General features: G+C 41.5%; 24 protein-coding genes. 7 read left to right on the forward strand and 17 right to left on the reverse strand.

Annotated elements, in window-relative coordinates:
• Positions 1-122 precede the first annotated feature (122 nt).
• Positions 123-794 carry a lipoyl(octanoyl) transferase LipB gene (gene lipB, locus EKN56_RS10990; RefSeq protein WP_130591819.1) on the forward strand — a complete coding sequence of 224 codons (672 nt, stop codon included), beginning with the start codon at positions 123-125 and terminating at the stop codon, positions 792-794.
• Entirely contained in the window at positions 787-1,752 is a 966-nt protein-coding gene (gene lipA / locus EKN56_RS10995; protein ID WP_130591820.1) for a lipoyl synthase, read from the forward strand. Before lipB ends, lipA begins: the two co-directional genes overlap by 8 nt.
• A 111-nt stretch (positions 1,753-1,863) precedes the next feature.
• Here the strand turns inward: lipA and tatA are convergent, their stop codons facing one another.
• From tatA to EKN56_RS11035, 8 genes are all read right to left on the reverse strand, one after another.
• A complete protein-coding gene (gene tatA / locus EKN56_RS11000) occupies positions 1,864-2,058 on the reverse strand; it encodes a Sec-independent protein translocase subunit TatA (RefSeq protein ID WP_130591821.1) in 195 nt (64 codons plus the stop codon).
• Positions 2,059-2,195: 137 nt separating this feature from the next.
• On the reverse strand, positions 2,196-2,609 hold the full coding sequence (locus tag EKN56_RS11005; RefSeq protein WP_130591822.1) for a hypothetical protein: 414 nt from the start codon (positions 2,607-2,609) through the stop codon (positions 2,196-2,198).
• A gap of 19 nt (positions 2,610-2,628) precedes the next feature.
• Entirely contained in the window at positions 2,629-3,948 is a 1,320-nt protein-coding gene (locus tag EKN56_RS11010) for a phosphatase PAP2/dual specificity phosphatase family protein (RefSeq protein WP_130591823.1), read from the reverse strand.
• A 382-nt stretch (positions 3,949-4,330) separates the two neighbouring features.
• Positions 4,331-4,642 (reverse strand): hypothetical protein, encoded by a 312-nt coding sequence (locus EKN56_RS11015; RefSeq protein WP_130591824.1) that lies wholly within the window; start codon positions 4,640-4,642, stop codon positions 4,331-4,333.
• A gap of 395 nt (positions 4,643-5,037) precedes the next feature.
• Positions 5,038-6,798 (reverse strand): bifunctional alpha/beta hydrolase/class I SAM-dependent methyltransferase, encoded by a 1,761-nt coding sequence (locus EKN56_RS11020; protein WP_130591825.1) that lies wholly within the window; start codon positions 6,796-6,798, stop codon positions 5,038-5,040.
• A complete protein-coding gene (locus tag EKN56_RS11025) occupies positions 6,795-7,433 on the reverse strand; it encodes a lysophospholipid acyltransferase family protein (protein WP_130591826.1) in 639 nt (212 codons plus the stop codon). Before EKN56_RS11025 ends, EKN56_RS11020 begins: the two co-directional genes overlap by 4 nt.
• Positions 7,434-7,451: 18 nt before the next feature.
• On the reverse strand, positions 7,452-8,369 hold the full coding sequence (locus tag EKN56_RS11030) for a phosphatidate cytidylyltransferase (protein WP_130591827.1): 918 nt from the start codon (positions 8,367-8,369) through the stop codon (positions 7,452-7,454).
• Between the two features lie 15 nt (positions 8,370-8,384).
• On the reverse strand, positions 8,385-8,987 hold the full coding sequence (locus EKN56_RS11035; RefSeq protein WP_130591828.1) for a CDP-alcohol phosphatidyltransferase family protein: 603 nt from the start codon (positions 8,985-8,987) through the stop codon (positions 8,385-8,387).
• 225 nt (positions 8,988-9,212) lie between these two features.
• Between EKN56_RS11035 and EKN56_RS11040 the strand changes: the two genes are divergently transcribed.
• From EKN56_RS11040 to prfH, 3 genes are all read left to right on the forward strand, one after another.
• Positions 9,213-9,839, forward strand: coding sequence for a YiiX family permuted papain-like enzyme (locus EKN56_RS11040; protein ID WP_130591829.1), 627 nt, complete (start codon positions 9,213-9,215; stop codon positions 9,837-9,839).
• A 224-nt stretch (positions 9,840-10,063) separates the two neighbouring features.
• A complete protein-coding gene (locus tag EKN56_RS11045) occupies positions 10,064-11,203 on the forward strand; it encodes an RNA ligase RtcB family protein (protein WP_130591830.1) in 1,140 nt (379 codons plus the stop codon).
• Positions 11,200-11,814, forward strand: coding sequence for a peptide chain release factor H (gene prfH / locus EKN56_RS11050; RefSeq protein WP_130591831.1), 615 nt, complete (start codon positions 11,200-11,202; stop codon positions 11,812-11,814). The genes EKN56_RS11045 and prfH overlap by 4 nt, the downstream gene beginning before the upstream one ends.
• 132 nt (positions 11,815-11,946) lie before the next feature.
• Here the strand turns inward: prfH and EKN56_RS11055 are convergent, their stop codons facing one another.
• The 5 genes from EKN56_RS11055 to leuE form a co-directional block, all read right to left on the reverse strand.
• Positions 11,947-12,261, reverse strand: a complete 315-nt coding sequence (locus tag EKN56_RS11055) for a hypothetical protein (RefSeq protein ID WP_130591832.1) — start codon at positions 12,259-12,261, stop codon at positions 11,947-11,949.
• Between the two features lie 242 nt (positions 12,262-12,503).
• A complete protein-coding gene (endA, locus tag EKN56_RS11060) occupies positions 12,504-13,187 on the reverse strand; it encodes a deoxyribonuclease I (RefSeq protein WP_407656553.1) in 684 nt (227 codons plus the stop codon).
• An 891-nt stretch (positions 13,188-14,078) separates the two neighbouring features.
• On the reverse strand, positions 14,079-14,312 hold the full coding sequence (locus EKN56_RS11065; RefSeq protein WP_130593675.1) for a YceK/YidQ family lipoprotein: 234 nt from the start codon (positions 14,310-14,312) through the stop codon (positions 14,079-14,081).
• Positions 14,313-14,366: 54 nt separating this feature from the next.
• Positions 14,367-14,747, reverse strand: a complete 381-nt coding sequence (locus EKN56_RS11070) for a hypothetical protein (protein WP_130591834.1) — start codon at positions 14,745-14,747, stop codon at positions 14,367-14,369.
• Positions 14,748-14,948: 201 nt separating this feature from the next.
• Positions 14,949-15,593, reverse strand: coding sequence for a leucine efflux protein LeuE (gene leuE, locus EKN56_RS11075; protein WP_130591835.1), 645 nt, complete (start codon positions 15,591-15,593; stop codon positions 14,949-14,951).
• Positions 15,594-16,001: 408 nt separating this feature from the next.
• Here leuE and copC point away from each other — a divergent pair, with 408 nt between their 5' ends.
• Both copC and copD read left to right on the forward strand, forming a co-directional pair.
• Entirely contained in the window at positions 16,002-16,382 is a 381-nt protein-coding gene (copC, locus tag EKN56_RS11080) for a copper homeostasis periplasmic binding protein CopC (RefSeq protein WP_130591836.1), read from the forward strand.
• Positions 16,382-17,263: a copper homeostasis membrane protein CopD gene (gene copD, locus EKN56_RS11085; protein WP_130591837.1), complete on the forward strand. Its 882-nt coding sequence runs from the start codon at positions 16,382-16,384 to the stop codon at positions 17,261-17,263. Before copC ends, copD begins: the two co-directional genes overlap by 1 nt.
• A gap of 330 nt (positions 17,264-17,593) precedes the next feature.
• Here the strand turns inward: copD and EKN56_RS11090 are convergent, their stop codons facing one another.
• From EKN56_RS11090 to EKN56_RS11105, 4 genes are all read right to left on the reverse strand, one after another.
• A complete protein-coding gene (locus tag EKN56_RS11090) occupies positions 17,594-17,968 on the reverse strand; it encodes a DUF805 domain-containing protein (protein WP_130591838.1) in 375 nt (124 codons plus the stop codon).
• Positions 17,969-18,144: 176 nt separating this feature from the next.
• Positions 18,145-18,798, reverse strand: coding sequence for a DNA oxidative demethylase AlkB (gene alkB, locus EKN56_RS11095; RefSeq protein ID WP_130591839.1), 654 nt, complete (start codon positions 18,796-18,798; stop codon positions 18,145-18,147).
• A gap of 102 nt (positions 18,799-18,900) precedes the next feature.
• On the reverse strand, positions 18,901-19,437 hold the full coding sequence (locus EKN56_RS11100) for a hypothetical protein (RefSeq protein ID WP_130591840.1): 537 nt from the start codon (positions 19,435-19,437) through the stop codon (positions 18,901-18,903).
• Between the two features lie 402 nt (positions 19,438-19,839).
• Positions 19,840-20,100 (reverse strand): putative hemolysin, encoded by a 261-nt coding sequence (locus EKN56_RS11105; protein ID WP_130591841.1) that lies wholly within the window; start codon positions 20,098-20,100, stop codon positions 19,840-19,842.
• Between the last annotated feature and the right edge of the window lie 142 nt (positions 20,101-20,242).

The raw sequence follows: 20,242 nt of genomic DNA on the forward strand, positions 1-20,242 counted from the left end.
ATGATATCCAACACTTCAATAGAGTGGCTCTCTCCTATTGCTTTAAAAGACTGAATCTTCCGATTTCGTCTGGTGGTCTCCTGAAACGGTGGGTATAATGTTTTTACCATTTTTGCAACGTTATGATGACCTCCTTGCAACAAGACACCATTATATTACGTCAACTTGGGGTACAGCCCTATTTGCCCGTATCTCAGGCGATGCATGCCTTTACCGATCGTAGAGAAAGTACGACATCTGATGAGCTATGGTTGGTCCAGCATCCGCGAGTATTTACTCAGGGTCAGGCCGGCAAAGCCGAGCACGTTCTGGCTGCCGGTGATATTCCTGTAATTCAGAGCGATCGCGGGGGCCAGGTCACCTATCACGGGCCAGGCCAGCAAGTGATGTATATCATGATTGATCTGAAGCGAAAAAAGATGGGTGTCAGAGAGTTAGTTACCGCCCTTGAACAGACAGTGATCAGGACGCTGGCTCACTTTGATATTCAGGCAAAGGCCCGCCCGGATGCTCCCGGTGTTTATGTAAATCATGATAAGATCTGTTCTCTCGGATTACGCATCCGTCGGGGTTGCTCTTTACATGGATTAGCCCTGAATATTGATATGGACCTTGAGCCATTCACCCGCATTAATCCCTGTGGCTATGCCGGTATGCAAATGACGCAGGTAAAACAGTTAGCTGAATCAGTCCGCTTTGAACATGTTCATCCTGTTCTGATACAGGAATTTACACAATTACTCGGTTATCAACTCCCCGAGCCAAGCTATTGGAATATTAACGACTATGAGTAAACCAATTCAGATGGAACGCGGCATCAAATATCGTGATGCCGACAAAATGGCACTAATCCCGGTGAAGTCGGTGGAGACTGAGCGTCAGGAGATGCTACGCAAACCTGAATGGATGAAAATTAAGTTACCCGCAGATTCAAGCCGCATTCAGGGAATCAAAGCCGCAATGCGCAAAAACGGATTACATTCCGTTTGTGAAGAGGCTTCCTGCCCTAATCTGGCCGAATGTTTTAACCATGGCACTGCAACCTTTATGATTCTCGGCGCAATTTGTACTCGCCGCTGCCCTTTCTGCGATGTGGCCCATGGTCGCCCAATGGCACCGGATGCTAATGAACCACAGAAGCTGGCGCAAACCATACAGGATATGGGGTTACGTTATGTGGTTATCACTTCAGTTGACCGTGACGATCTGCGGGATGGTGGAGCACAACACTTTGCTGATTGTATCAGCGCTATCCGTGATAAAAACCCAACCATTAAGATTGAAACGCTGGTCCCTGATTTCCGCGGCCGGATGGATCGGGCATTAGACATACTTACCGCAACACCACCAGATGTGTTCAACCATAATCTGGAAAATATCCCGCGTCTTTACCGGCAGGTACGTCCGGGCGCTGACTATAGCTGGTCACTAAAGCTGTTAGAACGCTTTAAACAAGCCCACCCTGATATTCCAACTAAATCAGGATTGATGGTAGGTCTGGGAGAAACTAATCAGGAAATCATCGAAGTCATGCGTGATTTACGCGCTCATGGCGTCACGATGTTAACTCTGGGACAATATCTGCAGCCAAGTCGCCACCATCTCGCGGTTCAGCGCTATGTTAGCCCTGCTGAGTTTGATGAAATGAAAGCTGAAGCCATGGCTATGGGGTTCACTCACGCAGCCTGTGGGCCTTTTGTTCGCTCGTCATACCATGCCGACATGCAAGCAAAAGGTGAAGAAGTAAAATAACTGAACTAAGAACCTGCTGTATTTAGCCAGTAAATTAATTTCATAAAAAAGCGTGCAGTTCATTGCACGCTTTTTCATTTATTAAACCTGGAAAGCAGGCTAATCAGATAATTACTTTTTATTCTCTACCTGTGGAGCAGCTTCATTGGTTACATCTGTGGATGGCGTATCATTATCCATCGCTTTTTTAAAACCTTTAATTGCCGCGCCTAAATCACTACCTAAAGTACGTAACTTATTCGTGCCAAATAACAGAACGATCAGCGCACCGATGATCAACAATTTAGTAATGCTTATACCAGCCATATAAACCTTCTTACTTTATCTGCTGTCGATTTCTTCGACATAATTAACCCTACTTTCTTTGTACGATAAATATCAGACAAGCACAATTTTGAAATGTAACAGATTAAAACAATCCATACTTATCAACTTGCTGATATTTACTCAAAACCCGAAAATAACACCGTCAGAATAACCACGCCCCACTGTACCAACACTGAAAGTCCAGCCCGATGCAGCAATTGACGAGCACCTGCCCAGCGAGAATCCAGACTACGGTTATTTTCCCCTTTCTTCCCCCAGCACATATTGATCGCCGTATCAAAAATCTCAGTTTTTTCGGGAAAACGATAAAGGATATTGAACAGGTGAGAGTCCATCCACAAGCGCCAGCAATAGTAGTGACATGCAAGCCCAAGCATTAAAGAAACAGCCAGCATCACCACGGAATAGTCAGCGAAAAATAACATAAGCAATGCAAATAACATGGCAAATGCAGAAAGCGCCGCAAAATAACGCCAGCTATTCAGCGTAGCGATTAACACTTTTCCGGCGATCGGATGCTCGGTTATCATTCAGTTCCCTTTCTGGTTATTAAACTAAGTAACGCTTAGCCCAGCAATTCAGGGCTTTCAGATGAGACTCTCTAAAAATAATCTTTGGACGAGCCTGACGAATCATCGCTTCAGCCTCTTCAATGCTGGTCACTCGCTGCTGCTGTAACAACCAGGCCGCCACCACAATCGCACTACGCGATAATCCCAATGCACAATGAACTAACACTTGCCCATGGGAACATAACTCATTGAGCGCCTGTACGGAATGCTGTAGTTCCTCCTCACTCGGCGCCAGTAAATCAAGCTGTGGGCAGGCAATGTAAGCAACAGCAGGAATACGAGTGCTCCTTTGCCATTCTGAAGTCATATCCAGTACCGCCTTTACCGATACCGCATGGCGTGGGTAACTGCCTAGAAGGATACCCTCCGTAATCTGATTATTTCGATCGTATTTAGCACTGAAATAACGGAATGAGCACCATGCACCAATTTGATAAGGCGCTAACAGAAAACGCGCTGAAGGAGACATATTACCCGCTGCATTCTTTTGAAAAATCGCACTCCCTAACCCGCTATAACCTAACGCTACCATCAGCAATGCAACCGCAGGCCATATCAGTATCCAAAAACCACTTCCCAACCAGTAAGCCAGAGCGGCTAAAACCAAGGCGGCTGAAGAATAGTAAAGCGCTAACCGCCGGGCAAAGGGATCCTGACTTGGTTGCCAGCGCCAACGGGTAGCCACAGGCAAGGCATAACTAATAATAATGCCAACAAATAATCCGGTAACTACATCAATAAAATGATGCTGCCAGGTGGTCAACACAGAGATACCGATTAAGGTAAACCAACCGTGTAACAGCCAACGCCACTTTGAAGAAGTATGGGGATAGAAACGCAACCAGAGTAGCCAAAGCAAAATAATGTGCAGCGATGGCGCCTGATTATAGGGAAGATCGAACATCTCCAGTTGCTGAAACAACCAGCCGAACATACCGTCGCTTATTGGCCTGATAAAACTAAATCTTAATGGAAAAAGCAAAAAACCGACACAAGCGGCAACGGAAGCAACGGCCAGACGCAAGCCATGCACCATTAACTCTCGACGAGAAGTACAAATAAACAGTGAAATGCCATACAACAGATCGATGCTCCAGTAAGGAACAATGGTCCATGGCCAAAAAGGAATTGATGACTCCCAGCTAAATGCCAGTACAGCAACATCATCCCGTGTTGCTGTATATTGATTCACCTGTCCATAGGTTAAAAAGAAGAAAGGTGCTAAAAATAGCAGCCAGATACCAGCCCTTAACCAAAGCTGCCGGCGAGAATCAGGATTTAACGTTAGTTCATTCATTCGACGCACTCAGTCCATGATACGCCGTCATCCGGCACTATCGTTTGCATTCTCAACGCTTTTATCGCGTTGTTCTGACGTTATCATAACTAATCACGCTGATTTAGAAAGTGCTTTCGATAATGTTTATCGCTTTGCTTTGTCAGAAAATATTTCACGCAGCTATCATCTCAATAGCATCATATTCTGTTTTTAACTTTAGGAATGAAAGATGGTACATATTATTTATAACAATAATATCTTACGTAAAATTAAAGAAAAAAATGAAAAATAACAGAATTGACATCGTCATAAAAAGAAAGTAATAAGAGAAAGGAAAATATTATTTTGCCCCCACCGGGAAATAAAAAACATTTCCCCGGTGAGAGTCCTGGTTATTTAATTACCCAATTTTTAATGGATTGATCGCTTTAATAATAGCTGCAATACCATTGAAAACCGAATCAATAACGGGTGCGCCTACTTGAGCAATACTATTCACACCAAAATCACCAATACCTTTGATTAAATTCAATCCACCGTCTGCTAATGCTCCAATTGCACTTCCAATAGCGGCACCGTATTCACCTTTATTTCCTGGAGTATTACCGATATCAATAGCATCGCCAATCCCCTGACCAAAATCACGAAAAGCATCAGTAAAGATTCCTGCGCCGGATACAGATTCAATTTCTGCTACTGTTAATTCTCTCATGGTAAATCTCCTTTCATATACAAAATCGCTGTATGCGATCTATCTTAGTTACTAACTATTTATTTAATATTAATGATTATCTAATATAAATAATCATCCGTTATTATTTGAGGGAAATATAACCAACAAATAATTCTTTTAATTAAGTTAGCAATCTTCGTTTTGTATATTTATTTTTTAACACATGAAGCACATTAAGATAAACATTTTTTCACAAAATAATGTTTTTTGTTAAGTTATGCACATAATAGTCTTAACAAATAAATTGAAATGAATAAACACCTAATTCTAATAAGCCAAATAACAATAAAAATTACCATTACTTATTAAAAATAAGCATTAAGCAATAAAAAAGGCCCTTAAATAAGGGCCTCAGAAAAAATATTATTTAAAGACTATTTAACCCGCACCGCAATTGAAACACTGAAAATACCCCAGTCATCAATCAACTGAATTTTTTTCTCGAATCCGGCATGTTCCACCATACTGTCCATCTCTCCCTGTGTACGACAGCGCATCACCCAAGGTTTTCCGCTCTGATGGCTGGTCAGGGAACGGGCTATCATTTCAAGCTGCGAATGCCAGGGTTGACCGGTATATACCAGTAGGCCGCCTTCAGGAATGGTATCCGCTAATCCTAATAATGAAGCCTGAACATCTTTGTTCTCAGGAAATAGCTCATATAATCCGGAAACTATTCCCAGCGTTGGATTTGGATTCAGCTCAGCCAGACTCTGACGGTCGAAAGCATTACCCACAACGAACTCTGCCTTCTCTGACAGATGACGCTCAGCAATCATCTTTTTGCCCTGTTCCACATTCAGTTCGCTGTAATCCCGTAGAAGGATGGACTCAATATCCTGTGCATCCCCTATCGCATCCAACACATAACGGCCGTGCCCTGCAGCAATATCGACAATACGTACCGGCATATTACGCTGCTTAAGGTCGCTAATGGCCTGGCGAATTAAGGTTTCAATATTTGCCTTACGTTGACGAATTCCACGCCAGCCAATGCTATTCAGATACTGCTTATCAATGAAGCGCCCGAAGCTGTTGCTGCCTTCAGGATGATTACGATAAACATAATCCAGAGTACTGCCCGAATCAAAACCCGTTTCAAAACCGAGGCGTACACCTTTTGATGCTTTCCCCAACGAGGACATAGCAGAGGTGAGCCCATGATAATAGTAACGTTTTATCGAGTAATGCGGCAATGGTGCCATTAACTCACGATACTTGTCCGCATTAGCACTCCAGCGATCCTCTTCACTATAATCATGGCGTTGAGGTGCCATAGTAAATAACTTATCGATGAACGCCCGAATTTTATCAAATGCCAGATGGCGATCTTTCTCACCCAGTGTATCGTGATAAAAACCGCTCAAAATATGTTTCTCTTTAACCGGGGTATTCAATTGCTGATAGAACTGATGCTGAGGCTTATGATGCACCACATAGTCATCCCCGGAGATCAGTAATTGAGTTGGAATAGTAATCGCAGAGGCATCCGCCACGATGCGTTCTGAAGTGCTGTACAGTTCCAATAGTATATTGACTGCAATAGCACGGGTAATCAGTGGATCCTGATTAAAAGAGTCAACCCGCTCCTGATCGTGAGTCAGATATTTTCCTTTAACATAAGAGTTCACATAGAACAAACCGCGGAAACTCTTCATCAGCCCCAAACCTGCCCGGGCAAACGGAACATACAATTTGACCTTAAACGCCGGAGAAGCCAGAATCAGTCCGCGAATTTTTGGAGCATAGTCATGGGCCCAGGTGGCTGCCAGCACCGCACCAACGCTCTGTGCAATCACAATCACGTTTTCCATCGGCACACCACTATCAGCAGAAACATAGCGAACAAACTCATCCACATCCCGCACCGATGTTCCTATACTTGGACTATAGCCCCGCTCTCCTGCTGTTTTACCATGACCACGGGCATCCCACGCATACATAGGCACATTTGGCATATTCAATTCATCAACGATGTGTTGCAAACGACCAGAATGTTCATGTCCACGGTGAAAAAGCACAATCACTTTATCGGCTGTTCCTTCATCCTGAGGCCAGCAACGATAGAATAACTCCGTTCCATCAGAGGTTTTAAACCAATTCTCCGTCGCAGTACGAGGTTGCGCTAAACTCATGAATCTCTCCCTTGTGCATTATTTTGCAGCGATTCAAATCGCTGTTTTAAATCCGATATAAAGACTGATTTGTCTGAGCGACAATAAACAGGCTCATCAACATAGACGTCAATAAAAAAAGGAACAGGTATCCATTGCCCTTTTCCCATAGCGCGCCCCAGTCCATGCATAAATACTGGCGTTACCGGTACCTCTGGAAATTGCTGACACAAATACCAGAGCCCGGACTTAAATTCAGATAACCGTTCAGGTTCCCCACGAGTACCTTCAGGAAACAAAACTAATATTTTTCCTTCCTGCAGCGCCTGAACACATCCAGCCAGAGGGTCGCTCTGTTTTGGATCGCCCCCCCGCACAACGGGAATAATGCCAACCACTCGGGTAGCAAACCAAGCCACCCAGCGGTTTTTCAGGAAATAATCAGCTGCCGCAGCCGGATGTACCAGATGCACCTTTGATAGAGGAAACAGTGTTAATAACGTTAGTAAATCCAGATGACTATTATGGTTAGCAATGATAATTCCCGGCCCTTTTATCGGCAGTCGTTTGCGATTGGCAACGGAAACCCCCAACCATGCCAACACTACCGGATAGGCGATTAACACCACAAACAGCAAACGCAATAGTCGGTTCATTCTGACCTCCATCGCGAATTAATAGTGTAAATAATATAAAACGTGAAAAAACAGCGGCGCGGTATAAATCAATGAATCCAGACGGTCCAAAATACCACCGTGCCCCGGCAGCAATTTACCTGAATCTTTTACGCCAATATCACGTTTAACCGCGGACATCACCACATCACCAATAAAGCCGGTTATACCAATTAATAACCCAACCAGCAGCGATTCCCAACCACTTAGCGGCGTTAATATTCCCCCCAGTAACCAGGCCAGGAACATGGTGGTTACCACCCCACCCACTAAGCCTTCCAGCGTTTTATTCGGGCTGACTTTTGGAATCACTTTGATGCGGCCAAATGATTTGCCCCATAAGTACTGAGCAATATCGTTACATTCCGTCAAAACCACCAGAAAAATAACCAATAAAGGCCCGGTTTCAGGCTTTCCGGGTAGTACCGTCAAATAGGCTACGTGGCTAATCGCAAACACCGTAGTCATTACTCCCCAATGCAGCATCGAAGCTGAATGGAGGAAATCCTTATTATTACCAATCAACACCATCCGCATCGGCAGGAACAGGAACACATAAACCGGAATAAATACCAGGAACATGCTGTACCATTCAATGCCTATCCAGTAATACTGAATCGGGATCGCAATATAAGCCCATAGCAAAGGCATATGATCGGTGCGTCGGGTTGGTATTAGCGTCAGATACTCTTTTAACGCCAGAAAGCTAATAATGGCAAAAATTGTCAGCGAAATTGCCCTGGGAGTAGAAATTGCCAGGGCAAAGACAATCACAATCCACCACCAGGTGTTAATTCTCTGACGCAGTTCTGTCCAGTCACGTTCCGGTGAACGCAGTGACATTACTCGAATGGTAATACTGGCGATAATCAGCAGCGCAAACATGATGATTAACGCACGAATCAAGATTGGGCTCATATTATGGCTCCCCGACTATGAGTTAACCTCTGCCAATGCTCTGCGACAGCGATTCAGGCAGGTCCATGCTAATAAAACAGATACCAAAGAAAACAGTATCCAACTCCATTCCATACATACCGGCCAAATAAAAATAGCCAATGCATAAGCGCCAAAAATCAGCGCTCTGTCACTTTTTCCCATTGGCCCATCATAGCGCCGGGAGGCGCCAATGGTTTGAGCCAGTACACCACAAAATTCGGTCAAAATGGACAGTAATACCGCCAGTAAAACCAGCCACTGCGTTGCTCCCGGCAATAACGCAAAAGGCAAATAAAGCGCGGCATCAGAGATCACATCGCCGGTTTCATTTAGCAATGCACCCAGCTTTGATTTTTGGTTATATTCCCGAGCTAATAACCCATCAATAGCGTTTAGCGCCATACGAATAAACAGGAATATTGGCAGAATCAGAAATAGAGCGGGACGAGGAAAAAAGAAGAGCAGAACGCCAATAGCAACCGATGCTATCAAGGCAGCCAGCGTAACCTGATTAGCCGTTACACCTGCACGAAAAAGACGTTTTAACAGAGGTCTCAATAAGGCCTGAAACCGTGGCTTAAGATCGTATAGAGTCATAAATCCCTGTGACCGCTAAAAGCAACACCTTACTATGTGTGAGTCACGCTACAGCACCCCCTGATGCTAATCAACCAAAAACTATCCGGAACTTATGTTGTAGCATAATTTAATTTGTAACATTTCTCTGCATTGGGCAGGTTATAAGCCCCATAAATCACTTCACACTCACTTCATTAACCCCCGTTATGCTGAACTTATCGTTTTACTGACCCTCGTTAAGCTATGAACAGAACCAGACTTCCCATCTTACTGACAGCATTAGCCATTATCATTGTCGCGTCACTGTTTATCTTTCTACCGAAAAGCTATGGTTATCAGCCACAGTCAGGCGACATCATATTTCACACCTCTCGTTCATCTCAAAGTCAGGCTATCCAGTTAGCGACTCATTCTCCTTATAGCCATATGGGAATTATTCTGTTTAGGAATAACAAACCTTATGTGTATGAAGCCTCCAAACGTGTGCAATACACGCCGTTAAATCAATGGATTGAACGAGGTACTAACGGTAAATATGTAGTAAAAAGACTCAAGCAACCGTTAACAACCGCACAGCAGCAACAGATACAAAAAACCGCGCAGCTCTATGCCAATGCACCCTATGACTTGAGCTTTTCATGGTCAGATGAAAGGCAATATTGTTCTGAACTGGTGTGGAAAATCTATTTTAATGCGCTTGGAATAAAAATTGGCAATCTGCAAAAATTACGAGAGTTTGATCTCACCTCCTCCCCGGTGAAAAAGAAACTGGCAGAACGATATGGCTCATCGATTCCACTGGATGAGACAGTCATATCTCCCGATGCAATATTTGACTCACCGCTTTTAACGCTAGTGGGAAAGAAATAACCTTATAAATTAAAAATAATAGATATTGCTATTTATTAGGCGGCGGTCTATGATGCCGCCGTTTTTTATTCAACCCACTATTCACTGACAAAGGAGGTATATCATGCAACAAATTCAATTAAATACCCTTTGCAGGCGTATCCAGGACTAACCCTACCCGTTACACTCCCTGGCTTCGGCCTGCCAATTCGATTTTATCTTTTCTCCAATATATGGATTGGTATATGGGCAATTTTATTCGTCCTTTATCTGAACGCGTCTCTTATATCGCGTCGGATGACACCTGGATCGAAAGCAACGCGATCCAGCAATTAAACACCACCGCCTCACTGCCGGATATGGTTCAGGTAGTAGGTATGCCTGATCTGCATCCCGGTAGAGGTTATCCGGTTGGTGCAGCATTTTTTTCGGTCAACCGTTTTTATCCGGCTTTAGTCGGTAATGATATTGGCTGCGGCATGGGTCTATGGCAAACCGCCATACCGATCAAACGGCCGAATCTGGATAAATTAGAAAAAAGCATCTCTCGCATGGGGGATTTTGCCAGCTCAGAATGGTTACAGCAGCACCTCCCTGATGAAATGATGGGCTCTGTTTTTTCTGATTCACTTGGCTCCGTTGGTGGTGGGAATCACTTTGCAGAACTACAACAGGTAGATCAGGTTTATCAACCTGATGCTGTCAATCAATTAGGATTGAATCCACAACAGCTTCAACTGTTAGTTCATAGCGGATCGCGAGGATTAGGTCAGGCAATTTTACGCCATCATGTTGAACGTTTTAGCCATAGCGGGCTGATAGCGGGTACTCCTGAGGCAGAAGAATACTTGAGAGAGCATCATCAGGCGCTATGCTTTGCCGAACTAAATCGTCGCCTTATTGCCCAGCGGTTGCTGGAGCAAATAAAGACGACCGGAGAATGCCTGTTAGATATTAACCATAATCTGGTTGAACCCGCACAGGTTAATGACATAGATGGTTGGCTACACCGTAAAGGTGCCAGCCCAGCCAATAAGGGAGCGGTGATTATACCTGGCTCACGTGGGGACTATAGCTATCTGGTCATGCCAATATCATCAGATATCAGTCTTCAGTCACTGGCTCACGGTGCCGGCAGAAAATGGATGCGAACGGAATGTAAAGGCCGTTTGTCTGAGCGTTTATCTCCGGTTCAGTTAAGTCGTACTGAATTAGGAGGTAGGGTTATCTGTCAGGATCGTCAACTGATCTATGAAGAAGCGCCACAAGCTTATAAATCGATTAAGACTGTAATTGATAGCATGGTTGGAGCCGGATTAATCAAAATTTTGGCTCGCCTGAAACCCGTTTTAACCTATAAAACCAGTGGAGGGAGAAGCGAATGATACTATTGCAGATCTCTTCTGCTCAGGGGCCAGATGAATGCTGTCTGGCCGTTGGCAAGGCGTTAAAACAGTTAATAAAAGAGGCTAATGCGGCAAACGTGCTGGTTGAATGTCTGGAAACTGAACCCGCCAGACAACCCGATGGATTTCGCTCGGTACTGATTTCCCTCAGAGGTACGGCTGCAGTACAGTTAGCGGATAACTGGTGCGGTTCGATATTATGGATATGTAATAGCCCCTATCGATCTAACCATGGACGTAAGAATTGGTTTATTGGTGTTGCCCGATTTGAACAAAACAATCCAGACCTGGAAAGTGAAATTCAATTTGAGTCATTGCGTGCTTCAGGTCCTGGCGGACAACACGTTAATAAGACTGATTCAGCAATTCGGGCAACTCATCTTGCTACAGGCATCAGTGTTAAAGTTCAATCAGAAAGAAGTCAACATGCTAATAAACGACTGGCAATATTATTGATCGCACATCGTCTGGAACAGTTGCATCAACAAGCTGGAGCTGAATTAAAAGCGGAACGCCGTATGTTCCATCATCAGATAGAACGGGGAAATCCCCTACGAACGTTTAAAGGAATGACTTTTAAATCGGTATAATTGAAATATAAAAACCGATAAAAAATATGATGATTTAAGATAGAAGAAAGTGGAATTAATAGAACTATTAAGTCATTAATTTCTACAATACCACGCCGTAATTATATCATTACGGCGTGAGTATTAATTAGATTAACAACCTAATTGAGACAGAGTAGGTTTGAAAGCATCCATTGCAGCTTTACAGCTGTTTTTCAGAGCTTCTTTGTCACTCATTTGTTTCCAGGATTCAGTTGCAGCATCCATCTGAGTTTTAAACTGATCGGCCATAGCCTTGTTGTCTTTACCCAGTTTGTTTACACAAGTAGTAATGGTATTAACATACTCATTACACTCAGCTGGTAAACCATTATCCGCAGCCTTAGCAGGCTCTTTTTCACCACAACCACTTAAAGCCAGTAAAGAAAAAGCAACAACAGAAGAAAGAAGAACGCGGGAAGGTTTCATTTATTCATTTCCTTGAAATTTAATTATAAAAATAACAACAACTTGGAACAACATCGTGATTGTTCAGCCCAAATTGTACCACCAAAAAATATCTATGAGTAGTTTTTAACTACGTGACAAAAAAGAAAATGCAACACACTGATATTCTATTTTTGTTTTTTTAATATAGCTTAATAAAACAAAATGTTACTTCGTTTTTAAAAGTAAAAACTAAACACTATCGATAAGCCATTTAAGTAATTTTATCTCGCATTTTCACATAATTTCGAGACATATGGATTGTCATTACCCTGCACCTTTAATATGCGTTGATTCCTTTTGCATTCCCACTCCGTCACGGGATAAAACATATTCCAAACCTCAAACAATTCTGTTTGTTGCTTTGACAAACGGAAGTGATAACGATCGCGCATATAAAAATAGGTTCGGGCAATCATACCTCGCGCTCTTTCCGGTGGTTCCACAGTTTTGTTCTTAAAATCAACCTTCATTTGGCATTGACCATATTGGGTGGCAGGACCATTCCACTGACCAAACTGAAAATTAGAGCGATCGTAGTTAATTTCACCAATGGCAGGCTGTAAATTATGCAGATCGGTTTCCATTACGTTATATATCGGATCTTGTGTGCAATTTTTTCTACCACCATTTTGCCAGCATTGACGCTGATGACCAAACTGCCAGGCAGGCACTACATGCTCCCACTCTATACGACCAGCCCGTTCAACATTTTTTCTAATTTGATATCCACATTCTTCCAGATCGGGGATGCCTTTACGGCCGAACCACTGAATGGAGCAGCCACAATAAAAACTCTGACTGGTATCACGGTGGATATTTATAGCCAGTTGCTTTGCCTTACTAAAACTAATAGGCTTTTCTGCCTCTGATTTTGCTGCCAATCCATATAATGGAATAAGAAGCAGACTAAGGATACTCACCCACCATCTATACCCGATCATATCGTTCTGTATCTGGCCTCATTGAAATCAAGCCCGCAGGTTATCGGATCCTTGATGAGGAAACAAACAGAAATGATGTCTATAAAAAGCATGTCAGAGAAAATAAAACATGATTATTTTAATCACCACAATATATTAGTTAACTAATAATTAACCTTTATAACAATATATCTATAATCAGATAAACTAAAAAAACACAATCAAATTTATTTTAAATAATATATAAACATATTAAAGATAACTAAAACATAAGACAAAACACAAACTGAAACAGTTATCTTAATTTAGTGTACTAAAGAACACCTATTTTAATATAATAAATATGGTATAAATTATTTAAGAAATTATTAGCTAAACCTATTGAGGGGCGATTATGTGTCCTGACTTTAAATTTCAATGCTCAAGGTGTGGCAACACATCATTTCGATCCGACCAACGGGTGGAATCTTTTGATGATATTTATGGTTCAATATGTTCTGAATGCTATAAGCCTGTAGGTATTCATGATATTACTGAACATAAAATAAGACGTATTCAATTGATTATACAAAGGAAAGTAATCCCGAATGTTCCAACGACTTAGTGATAATAAATATCAATTAGCTCTATTACCTTATACTTCCCCAACCTCAATTGGTTTCTTACCTATTGATTTCTATATTTCAAAAAGATAACTATCTAATTATTTTTATGATCGAAATAGAGAAATATAAAACATATCACCGCAATTTCACCATTCGAGTAAAATTATTTATCAATCTCATAACAATATTTTGTGGAAGAGAATAAAAGTGTGCTAAAAATAATCTTTTTTAGCACCAGAAATACTTAGTAACCTGATCATTTTACAAGCAATTAATGAGTGGATTCTATCCGAATAATATCAGCTGGTAGCATCACAGTGTCGAAGATAAAAGAAAAAGGAACATCAAGATAGTAAGCCCGATAACCTCTGTCGGCCTGGTGTACTGAATATTTCACACCGGAGTAATATTCATCATGATACCCCCCTTCAAATCGACTGGCGAAGCTGCCACAACCACCGAGAAATGAAGAGAGAATCGCTAATATAATCATTTTTTTAATCATCTACCCCTCTCCTTTATTAGCCAGATAGTTACAACTGCAGCTCATCAATACCGATTAATTGCAGTCAACCAATTCACCCGTGACTTCCAGTACGCAGAGATTACGCTTGTTTTGAATACGGTAACACCCACTGTCATCACACCAGCGATCGCTGGCATAGGTAGACTCATCAACCTGATAACGATCAGATGAACGTTCTCTGCCAGAAGAATACATACGACGATCGGAGCCGGAAACAACTGAGTTAGGCCTTACGGATTGAGGACGAATAACATAGTCATTACCATGGCAATCACTAAGAGATGCTGTTCGATTACCAGAGGCATCAGTATATTTATCAACACAAACCTGATAACTTTCGGCCTGAGCGATTGGCAAATTAAAGGTTACAACCACAGCGGTAATGGCTAACAATGCCTGCAAACTATATTTCATTCTAATGATTTCCTTTCGCTTACTGATTATCGGGTATCAAAATCGATCATATTTTGGATAACCTCCCGTTATCCAACACATTAATCTTTGATATCAGCTAATCTTTCTTATCTCAAGCAGACTTTCAATTTATTAACAAAAAAATGTCAATTCCCATGTTTAAACGAGAACTGACATTAAGCATGTATACACCATTTAGAATTACGAGCTTGCTAATGCTAGTTTAAGTCCGAATGCCAGAAATAATGTACCGATACATCCGTTGGATAGTTTAGCCAGTCCATAACGCTGGCGAAACATAGAAGCCAGTGTAGCCCCACCAAAAATCAAGACTGAAAGATACAACATACTAAACGCTTCTAATATGCTACCCAAAATAAAGAAAGGAACCGCCGTATTGGGATAGTCAGGACTAACAAACTGAACAAAGAATGAAACATAAAAAATAATCGTTTTAGGGTTAGTTAAACTTAATAGCAGCGCTTTTCTAAAAGTATGCTCTTTGGTCGCTTTTGGTGTTTCAGCTACCGTATGCCCTTCTCTTTTTATTAAGGTTGTATAGAGAATGCGCCCACCCAAATAGAGTAAATAGGCCGCCCCGGCATATTTAACAATGCTAAAAAATAGTGGTGATGTACGGACCAATGAGGCTACGCCAATAAATGCCAGAAAAATCAATGTGGCATCTCCCAGAAAAACGCCAAAAGAAGCTTTATATCCTTCTTTTATTCCATGTTTAGCGCTACTGGTCAGTACAAAAATAGAATTAGGTCCGGGTATTAATGTAATGAAAATAACACCGACAACATAAGTCCAGATATTTATTACACCAAAATTTTCAAGCATTTTCGTATCCGCTCCGCCAAACAGAAAACTTGCCCGGACAAACCCTTAGCCCCACATCTATCCGGATAATCATAATCAAGATACCTTGAACGAGAAATATACAGACAAATAAACCAAAATCAAATCACATTAAAAGATTTTAAAACCAAATAAAACCCAACAAACCAGCAAATAAGATATGAAAACAAAATAAATACAAGAACAAAAAACCAAATTAAAATCAATTTCAGATAAAAACGAAGAATTACTCATATTAAAAAATAAATAATGATTATTTGGGGAGTTATGGAAAGTTTTATGAACTATTTGGTTTACAATCAATGAGAATTGTTATCAATTCTATACAGACAAAATGAACAATGTTAACATTTTGATCCATCATTTGGTTTCTTGCCTTTGAGGTTAGCTATGTTTCTCCGTTTGCCCCATTTATTAACTTTCCTGTTAGTTATCCTATTCAGTTTAACTTCACCCTCGGTACTGGCCCATGCCCATCTGAAACAACAGATGCCCGCAGCAGAAAGCTCCCTGACAACTTCACCAAAAGAGATATCATTAACGTATTCGGAAAATATCGAGGTAAAATTCAGCAAAATAGAGTTACTCGATTCGAATAATAAAGTCATACCTATTGATAATTTACTTCTGGATGCGACTAATAGCGCTCGTCTGATAGCTCCTCTAAAAACATCATTGTCAGCTGGTCAATATACTGTTAACTGGCATGTCGTCTCTGTTGATGGCCATAAAACTAAAGGCAAGTTCCAGTTTATGGTAAAGCCTGATTAATGAGTCTGGACAATTTCTATATATTTTTCAGATTATTGCATTTTTCCGCGGTGATATTATTGTTTGGTATCACCGTGTTTATCCGTTGTCTGAGTCATGGCAATTTTCGTCTCACACTTCAGTACAATTTACGCAGATTATTAACTTATAGCCTGTTAATAGCATTGTTGACTTCAGTTGGACTACTCGCCATACAAAGTGGATTAATGGGAGATGGTTGGCCGGATACCATTAAAGGAAGCGTTATTGCTGATGTGCTCTCAACTACATTTGGTCAGGCCTGGCGCTGGCAGATTATATTTACATTAACTGCATCTGTCTGCCTGCTCCTTCCCATCCACTGGCGTTTGAATCTAATTACCCTATTGGCCTTCTTATTATTAATCTCACTGGGATTTGTCGGTCATGTTACGCTACATAGCGGCGCTATCGGTTGGTTACATCGGGTAAATCATGCATTGCATTTAATATGTGGAGGATACTGGTTAGGCGCGCTTATTCCTTTATTAATTTGTCTACGTTATTTATCCGTTGAGCAGTATCGTTCGGATGCCATAGGCACATTTATTCGATTTTCTCAGGTGGGTCATCTGGCTGTCATTCTGGTGATTTTAACCGGCATCATCAATACTGCACTGATCCTGCAACGCTGGCCAGTTGACTGGTCATCTGCTTATCAACAATTACTCGCAATCAAAGTCTTTATGGTCATGGCGATGGTTATGATTGCCCTGTATAACCGTTATAAACTGGTGCCCAAAATGAATCAGCAAAGTAACAATGCAATGAGATATTTCGTATTTTGCACCTTACTGGAGATCCTACTGGGCATCATTGTACTCTCGCTGGTTAGCGTATTTGCCACCCTTCCTCCAGCCTGAAACTTTATATACCCAAATTTCACAACACTATCCTACTCACATTCCAATATGAAAATCAGAATTGATGATAACTATTTATCTCTATCAGTTAATTTTATGAAAACCATAGTGATAAACCACATAAGCCACTGACAGAGAAAAACTGATAACTACCAGAGATAAAAAAATCGGAAAAAATCGCACATTTTTACCAGCCAACCGGGAGCAAAAACGTATTAACAACGCCAATCCGGCAGGAAAGATAATAAAAATTAATAGGGGCAAACCGGCCATCTGGAATACCTGTAATAAAAGGATAACTTTAAGCTACCCTTTTATTATAGTGTAAAATTAATGAGTTGCAGCCCTGGGATCCGGGCCATATTGATTACTTCCATCTGTTGGTCTCAGCATCAGCGAGGCAACAATGAATACGCCGGCAAGAATCACATAGCCAAAACACCACCATCCGCTCTGACCACAGTCATGTAAACGACGCACGTTATACGACAAGGTGGTTAATATTGTTATCATCATTAGCACACTGGCAACTGTTTCAGTAATTATTCCACTGTTACCAAACAGAATACTGGTTACGCTGGCAGCAGCAAAAAAGAAGACTAACTGTAGCAACAGAAACCTGGCAAAATCCCGTCGTCTCGCTCTACCTTTATAGTCAAAAATTTGCCGATATCCATTTAACCAGGCATTGAATATATCTGACACATTATCACCCTTGAGTTAATTAGCGCTTTTTTGCATATTTTCGTAACCAATGAATCAATATACGTCAGGTTAACAGGAAATGAATATGGCCATTTCGTAAATCACATCCATCATCAATCTAAAAAAGGTTTATTCAAATCACTACCATTACTCACTCAGCTAATGGAAAAACAATCTTAGTTAACCTTTCTAAAAGTAAGGTTAATACGACAATCCCCCGTATCCGAGTGATAGCCTGCTTTTACCGGTAAAATTCCATGGTAAGCCAAACGTGAACTGCCTCCCCAAACCACCACATCCCCCTGCGTCAGTAAACACCTTTGCACACTGTCGCTGCGAGAAAATCCACCAAATTGAAATATGGCCGGTAAACCGAATGACATTGAAACAATCGGATAGTCAAAATTCTTTTCATCTTTATCCTGATGTAACGACATCTTCGCACCAATGGCATAACGATTAATCAAACAAACGTTTGGCTGAAAATCTGGAAAACCACCCTGTACCGCCGCTTCTACAGCCAATTGGTAAAGTAATGGTGCTATAGGCGGCCATGATTTACCGGTGAGAGGATCTTCTGCGCTATAACGGTATCCCTGATGATCCGTTACCCACCCATAATCTCCGCAGTTAGTCATTGCTACAGACATAGCATAACCACCTGGCGTGGTCATATGGCGGAATGGTGAGTATTCAACAACTATCGCTACCTCAGCAAGTATCGCTTTCGCCTGAGGAAGAACAAAATGACGTAAAATCACCGCCCCTGGTGCAAATTCTTCCCGAACTACATCTGGCGGTTCAAGATGTTCAAACAGATCAAATGTCATCGTTATGGTTACTCAAAGCAGGAAGGTCCGACGATATTTTATAATATCGCCGGAAACATGACTGTACAGAATAGTAAAACTGAAAATATTAATTAGAAATGTTTACTTAGTTACAGGGGCTGGTACCGCAATATCCATACCATAAAGACGTAATGTTGCCGGAACATCTTCAACGCCACCGAAAACATAACGTTGTTTAACGCCAGCCTTTTCCGGAATCGTGATATCAAATTCATCTGGTGTTAGCGGTGTTTTTAACGAGGAAATAAACCCATCTTTATCTATAAGAATAAGCGATTTACTTTCATTGAGATTCGACAGGCGAACAATTTTATCGGTATTATTACGTAAAGCCAGCGTCAGTTTATACTCCTGATCCGCTACTTTTTCCGCCGATAAAACCGAGACGGTAACATATTTAGTCAGACTCTCTTTATCTGTCACAATAATTGCGCCATCAATACTACTCCCTGACTGACGACCATCATCGACACCATCTTTCACACCACTAAGCGCATCTTTACCCGCAGCAATCACTCCGGACACAGTACTCTTAATACTGTCTTTCACCACTGAACTTTCTTCAGCCAGTGCTGGCAAACTCATAAATATAGCTAATGCAAGTACGGCTTTTTTCATAAAATATCCCTTGTTAACAATGATTCCTGTTCCAACGCTTTAACTTTAGCATGTTGAAAAAGATATTTACCAGATATCTGCCGCAAGAATCTCGTTACAGAGAAATTCCCAACATATATTACTGAAATCAATTTTCCCGGATGATTTTTAGCACGATAAGTTACCCCATCCCTAAATAACAAAATACAGGTAACTTTAACTGAACGCAGAAAAGAAAAAGCCCTGATGGCGATCAGGGCGAAGCGAGCAATTTAACAGTACATCTAATCAAGCCATTCGGTGAGGATGTGCTTAATCGCTGTATAAATTAATATATAACGATAGGTTAAGTCAATAACAAATTTGAGGTATAGCCCTGATGTCAGTTCAATTGATCGTTATATTCATGATGAGGAGCCGATATTAACTCTTATGATTAGCGCGATAGAGTTCCCATGTATCAAGCTGTATGCCATCTTTAAAAGAACAAACTGAATAACTGCCTTTGGCATTTTGCCTTGGCTGAACTTTACCACCAACGCTGGTGCAATATGTATCAGCGGGGTTTCCTTGCCCACCAATGGCAGCAACATCTTGTGTTTTTGAATCAGTAGAACACCATTGAATCAGTGCAACGACAAATAGCCCTGATGTAATACATGCTACCTTTATCATTTTTCTCATCAACAGACCCCTATTCACTGATATCTCTCAAGCTGGTAAGACACCAACTCAATCTGGCAGAACATTAATAACTATAAATCACATAATCAATTACTGCAGGTGATTATCTACTTATATAACATCAGGGCCCCAGTATTATACT

Source organism: Limnobaculum zhutongyuii, assembly GCF_004295645.1.
Lineage (GTDB): Bacteria > Pseudomonadota > Gammaproteobacteria > Enterobacterales > Enterobacteriaceae > Limnobaculum > Limnobaculum zhutongyuii.

What these genes read in the sequence shown, in the direction of transcription:
- EKN56_RS11030 (WP_130591827.1), bottom strand. Translation starts at nt 8,369, where the DNA reads ATGAGCCCAATCTTGATTCGTGCGTTAATCATCATGTTTGCGCTGCTG.
- EKN56_RS11070 (WP_130591834.1), bottom strand. Translation starts at nt 14,747, where the DNA reads ATGAAATATAGTTTGCAGGCATTGTTAGCCATTACCGCTGTGGTTGTA.
- EKN56_RS11005 (WP_130591822.1), bottom strand. Translation starts at nt 2,609, where the DNA reads ATGATAACCGAGCATCCGATCGCCGGAAAAGTGTTAATCGCTACGCTG.
- EKN56_RS11025 (WP_130591826.1), bottom strand. Translation starts at nt 7,433, where the DNA reads ATGAACCGACTATTGCGTTTGCTGTTTGTGGTGTTAATCGCCTATCCG.
- EKN56_RS11020 (WP_130591825.1), bottom strand. Translation starts at nt 6,798, where the DNA reads ATGAGTTTAGCGCAACCTCGTACTGCGACGGAGAATTGGTTTAAAACC.
- EKN56_RS11065 (WP_130593675.1), bottom strand. Translation starts at nt 14,312, where the DNA reads ATGATTAAAAAAATGATTATATTAGCGATTCTCTCTTCATTTCTCGGT.
- EKN56_RS11010 (WP_130591823.1), bottom strand. Translation starts at nt 3,948, where the DNA reads ATGAATGAACTAACGTTAAATCCTGATTCTCGCCGGCAGCTTTGGTTA.
- tatA (WP_130591821.1), bottom strand. Translation starts at nt 2,058, where the DNA reads ATGGCTGGTATAAGCATTACTAAATTGTTGATCATCGGTGCGCTGATC.
- EKN56_RS11045 (WP_130591830.1), top strand. Translation starts at nt 10,064, where the DNA reads ATGGGCAATTTTATTCGTCCTTTATCTGAACGCGTCTCTTATATCGCG.
- EKN56_RS11035 (WP_130591828.1), bottom strand. Translation starts at nt 8,987, where the DNA reads ATGACTCTATACGATCTTAAGCCACGGTTTCAGGCCTTATTGAGACCT.
- lipA (WP_130591820.1), top strand. Translation starts at nt 787, where the DNA reads ATGAGTAAACCAATTCAGATGGAACGCGGCATCAAATATCGTGATGCC.
- EKN56_RS11040 (WP_130591829.1), top strand. Translation starts at nt 9,213, where the DNA reads ATGAACAGAACCAGACTTCCCATCTTACTGACAGCATTAGCCATTATC.
- alkB (WP_130591839.1), bottom strand. Translation starts at nt 18,798, where the DNA reads ATGACATTTGATCTGTTTGAACATCTTGAACCGCCAGATGTAGTTCGG.
- prfH (WP_130591831.1), top strand. Translation starts at nt 11,200, where the DNA reads ATGATACTATTGCAGATCTCTTCTGCTCAGGGGCCAGATGAATGCTGT.
- copC (WP_130591836.1), top strand. Translation starts at nt 16,002, where the DNA reads ATGTTTCTCCGTTTGCCCCATTTATTAACTTTCCTGTTAGTTATCCTA.
- copD (WP_130591837.1), top strand. Translation starts at nt 16,382, where the DNA reads ATGAGTCTGGACAATTTCTATATATTTTTCAGATTATTGCATTTTTCC.
- lipB (WP_130591819.1), top strand. Translation starts at nt 123, where the DNA reads ATGATGACCTCCTTGCAACAAGACACCATTATATTACGTCAACTTGGG.
- leuE (WP_130591835.1), bottom strand. Translation starts at nt 15,593, where the DNA reads ATGCTTGAAAATTTTGGTGTAATAAATATCTGGACTTATGTTGTCGGT.
- EKN56_RS11015 (WP_130591824.1), bottom strand. Translation starts at nt 4,642, where the DNA reads ATGAGAGAATTAACAGTAGCAGAAATTGAATCTGTATCCGGCGCAGGA.
- EKN56_RS11105 (WP_130591841.1), bottom strand. Translation starts at nt 20,100, where the DNA reads ATGAGAAAAATGATAAAGGTAGCATGTATTACATCAGGGCTATTTGTC.
- EKN56_RS11100 (WP_130591840.1), bottom strand. Translation starts at nt 19,437, where the DNA reads ATGAAAAAAGCCGTACTTGCATTAGCTATATTTATGAGTTTGCCAGCA.
- EKN56_RS11055 (WP_130591832.1), bottom strand. Translation starts at nt 12,261, where the DNA reads ATGAAACCTTCCCGCGTTCTTCTTTCTTCTGTTGTTGCTTTTTCTTTA.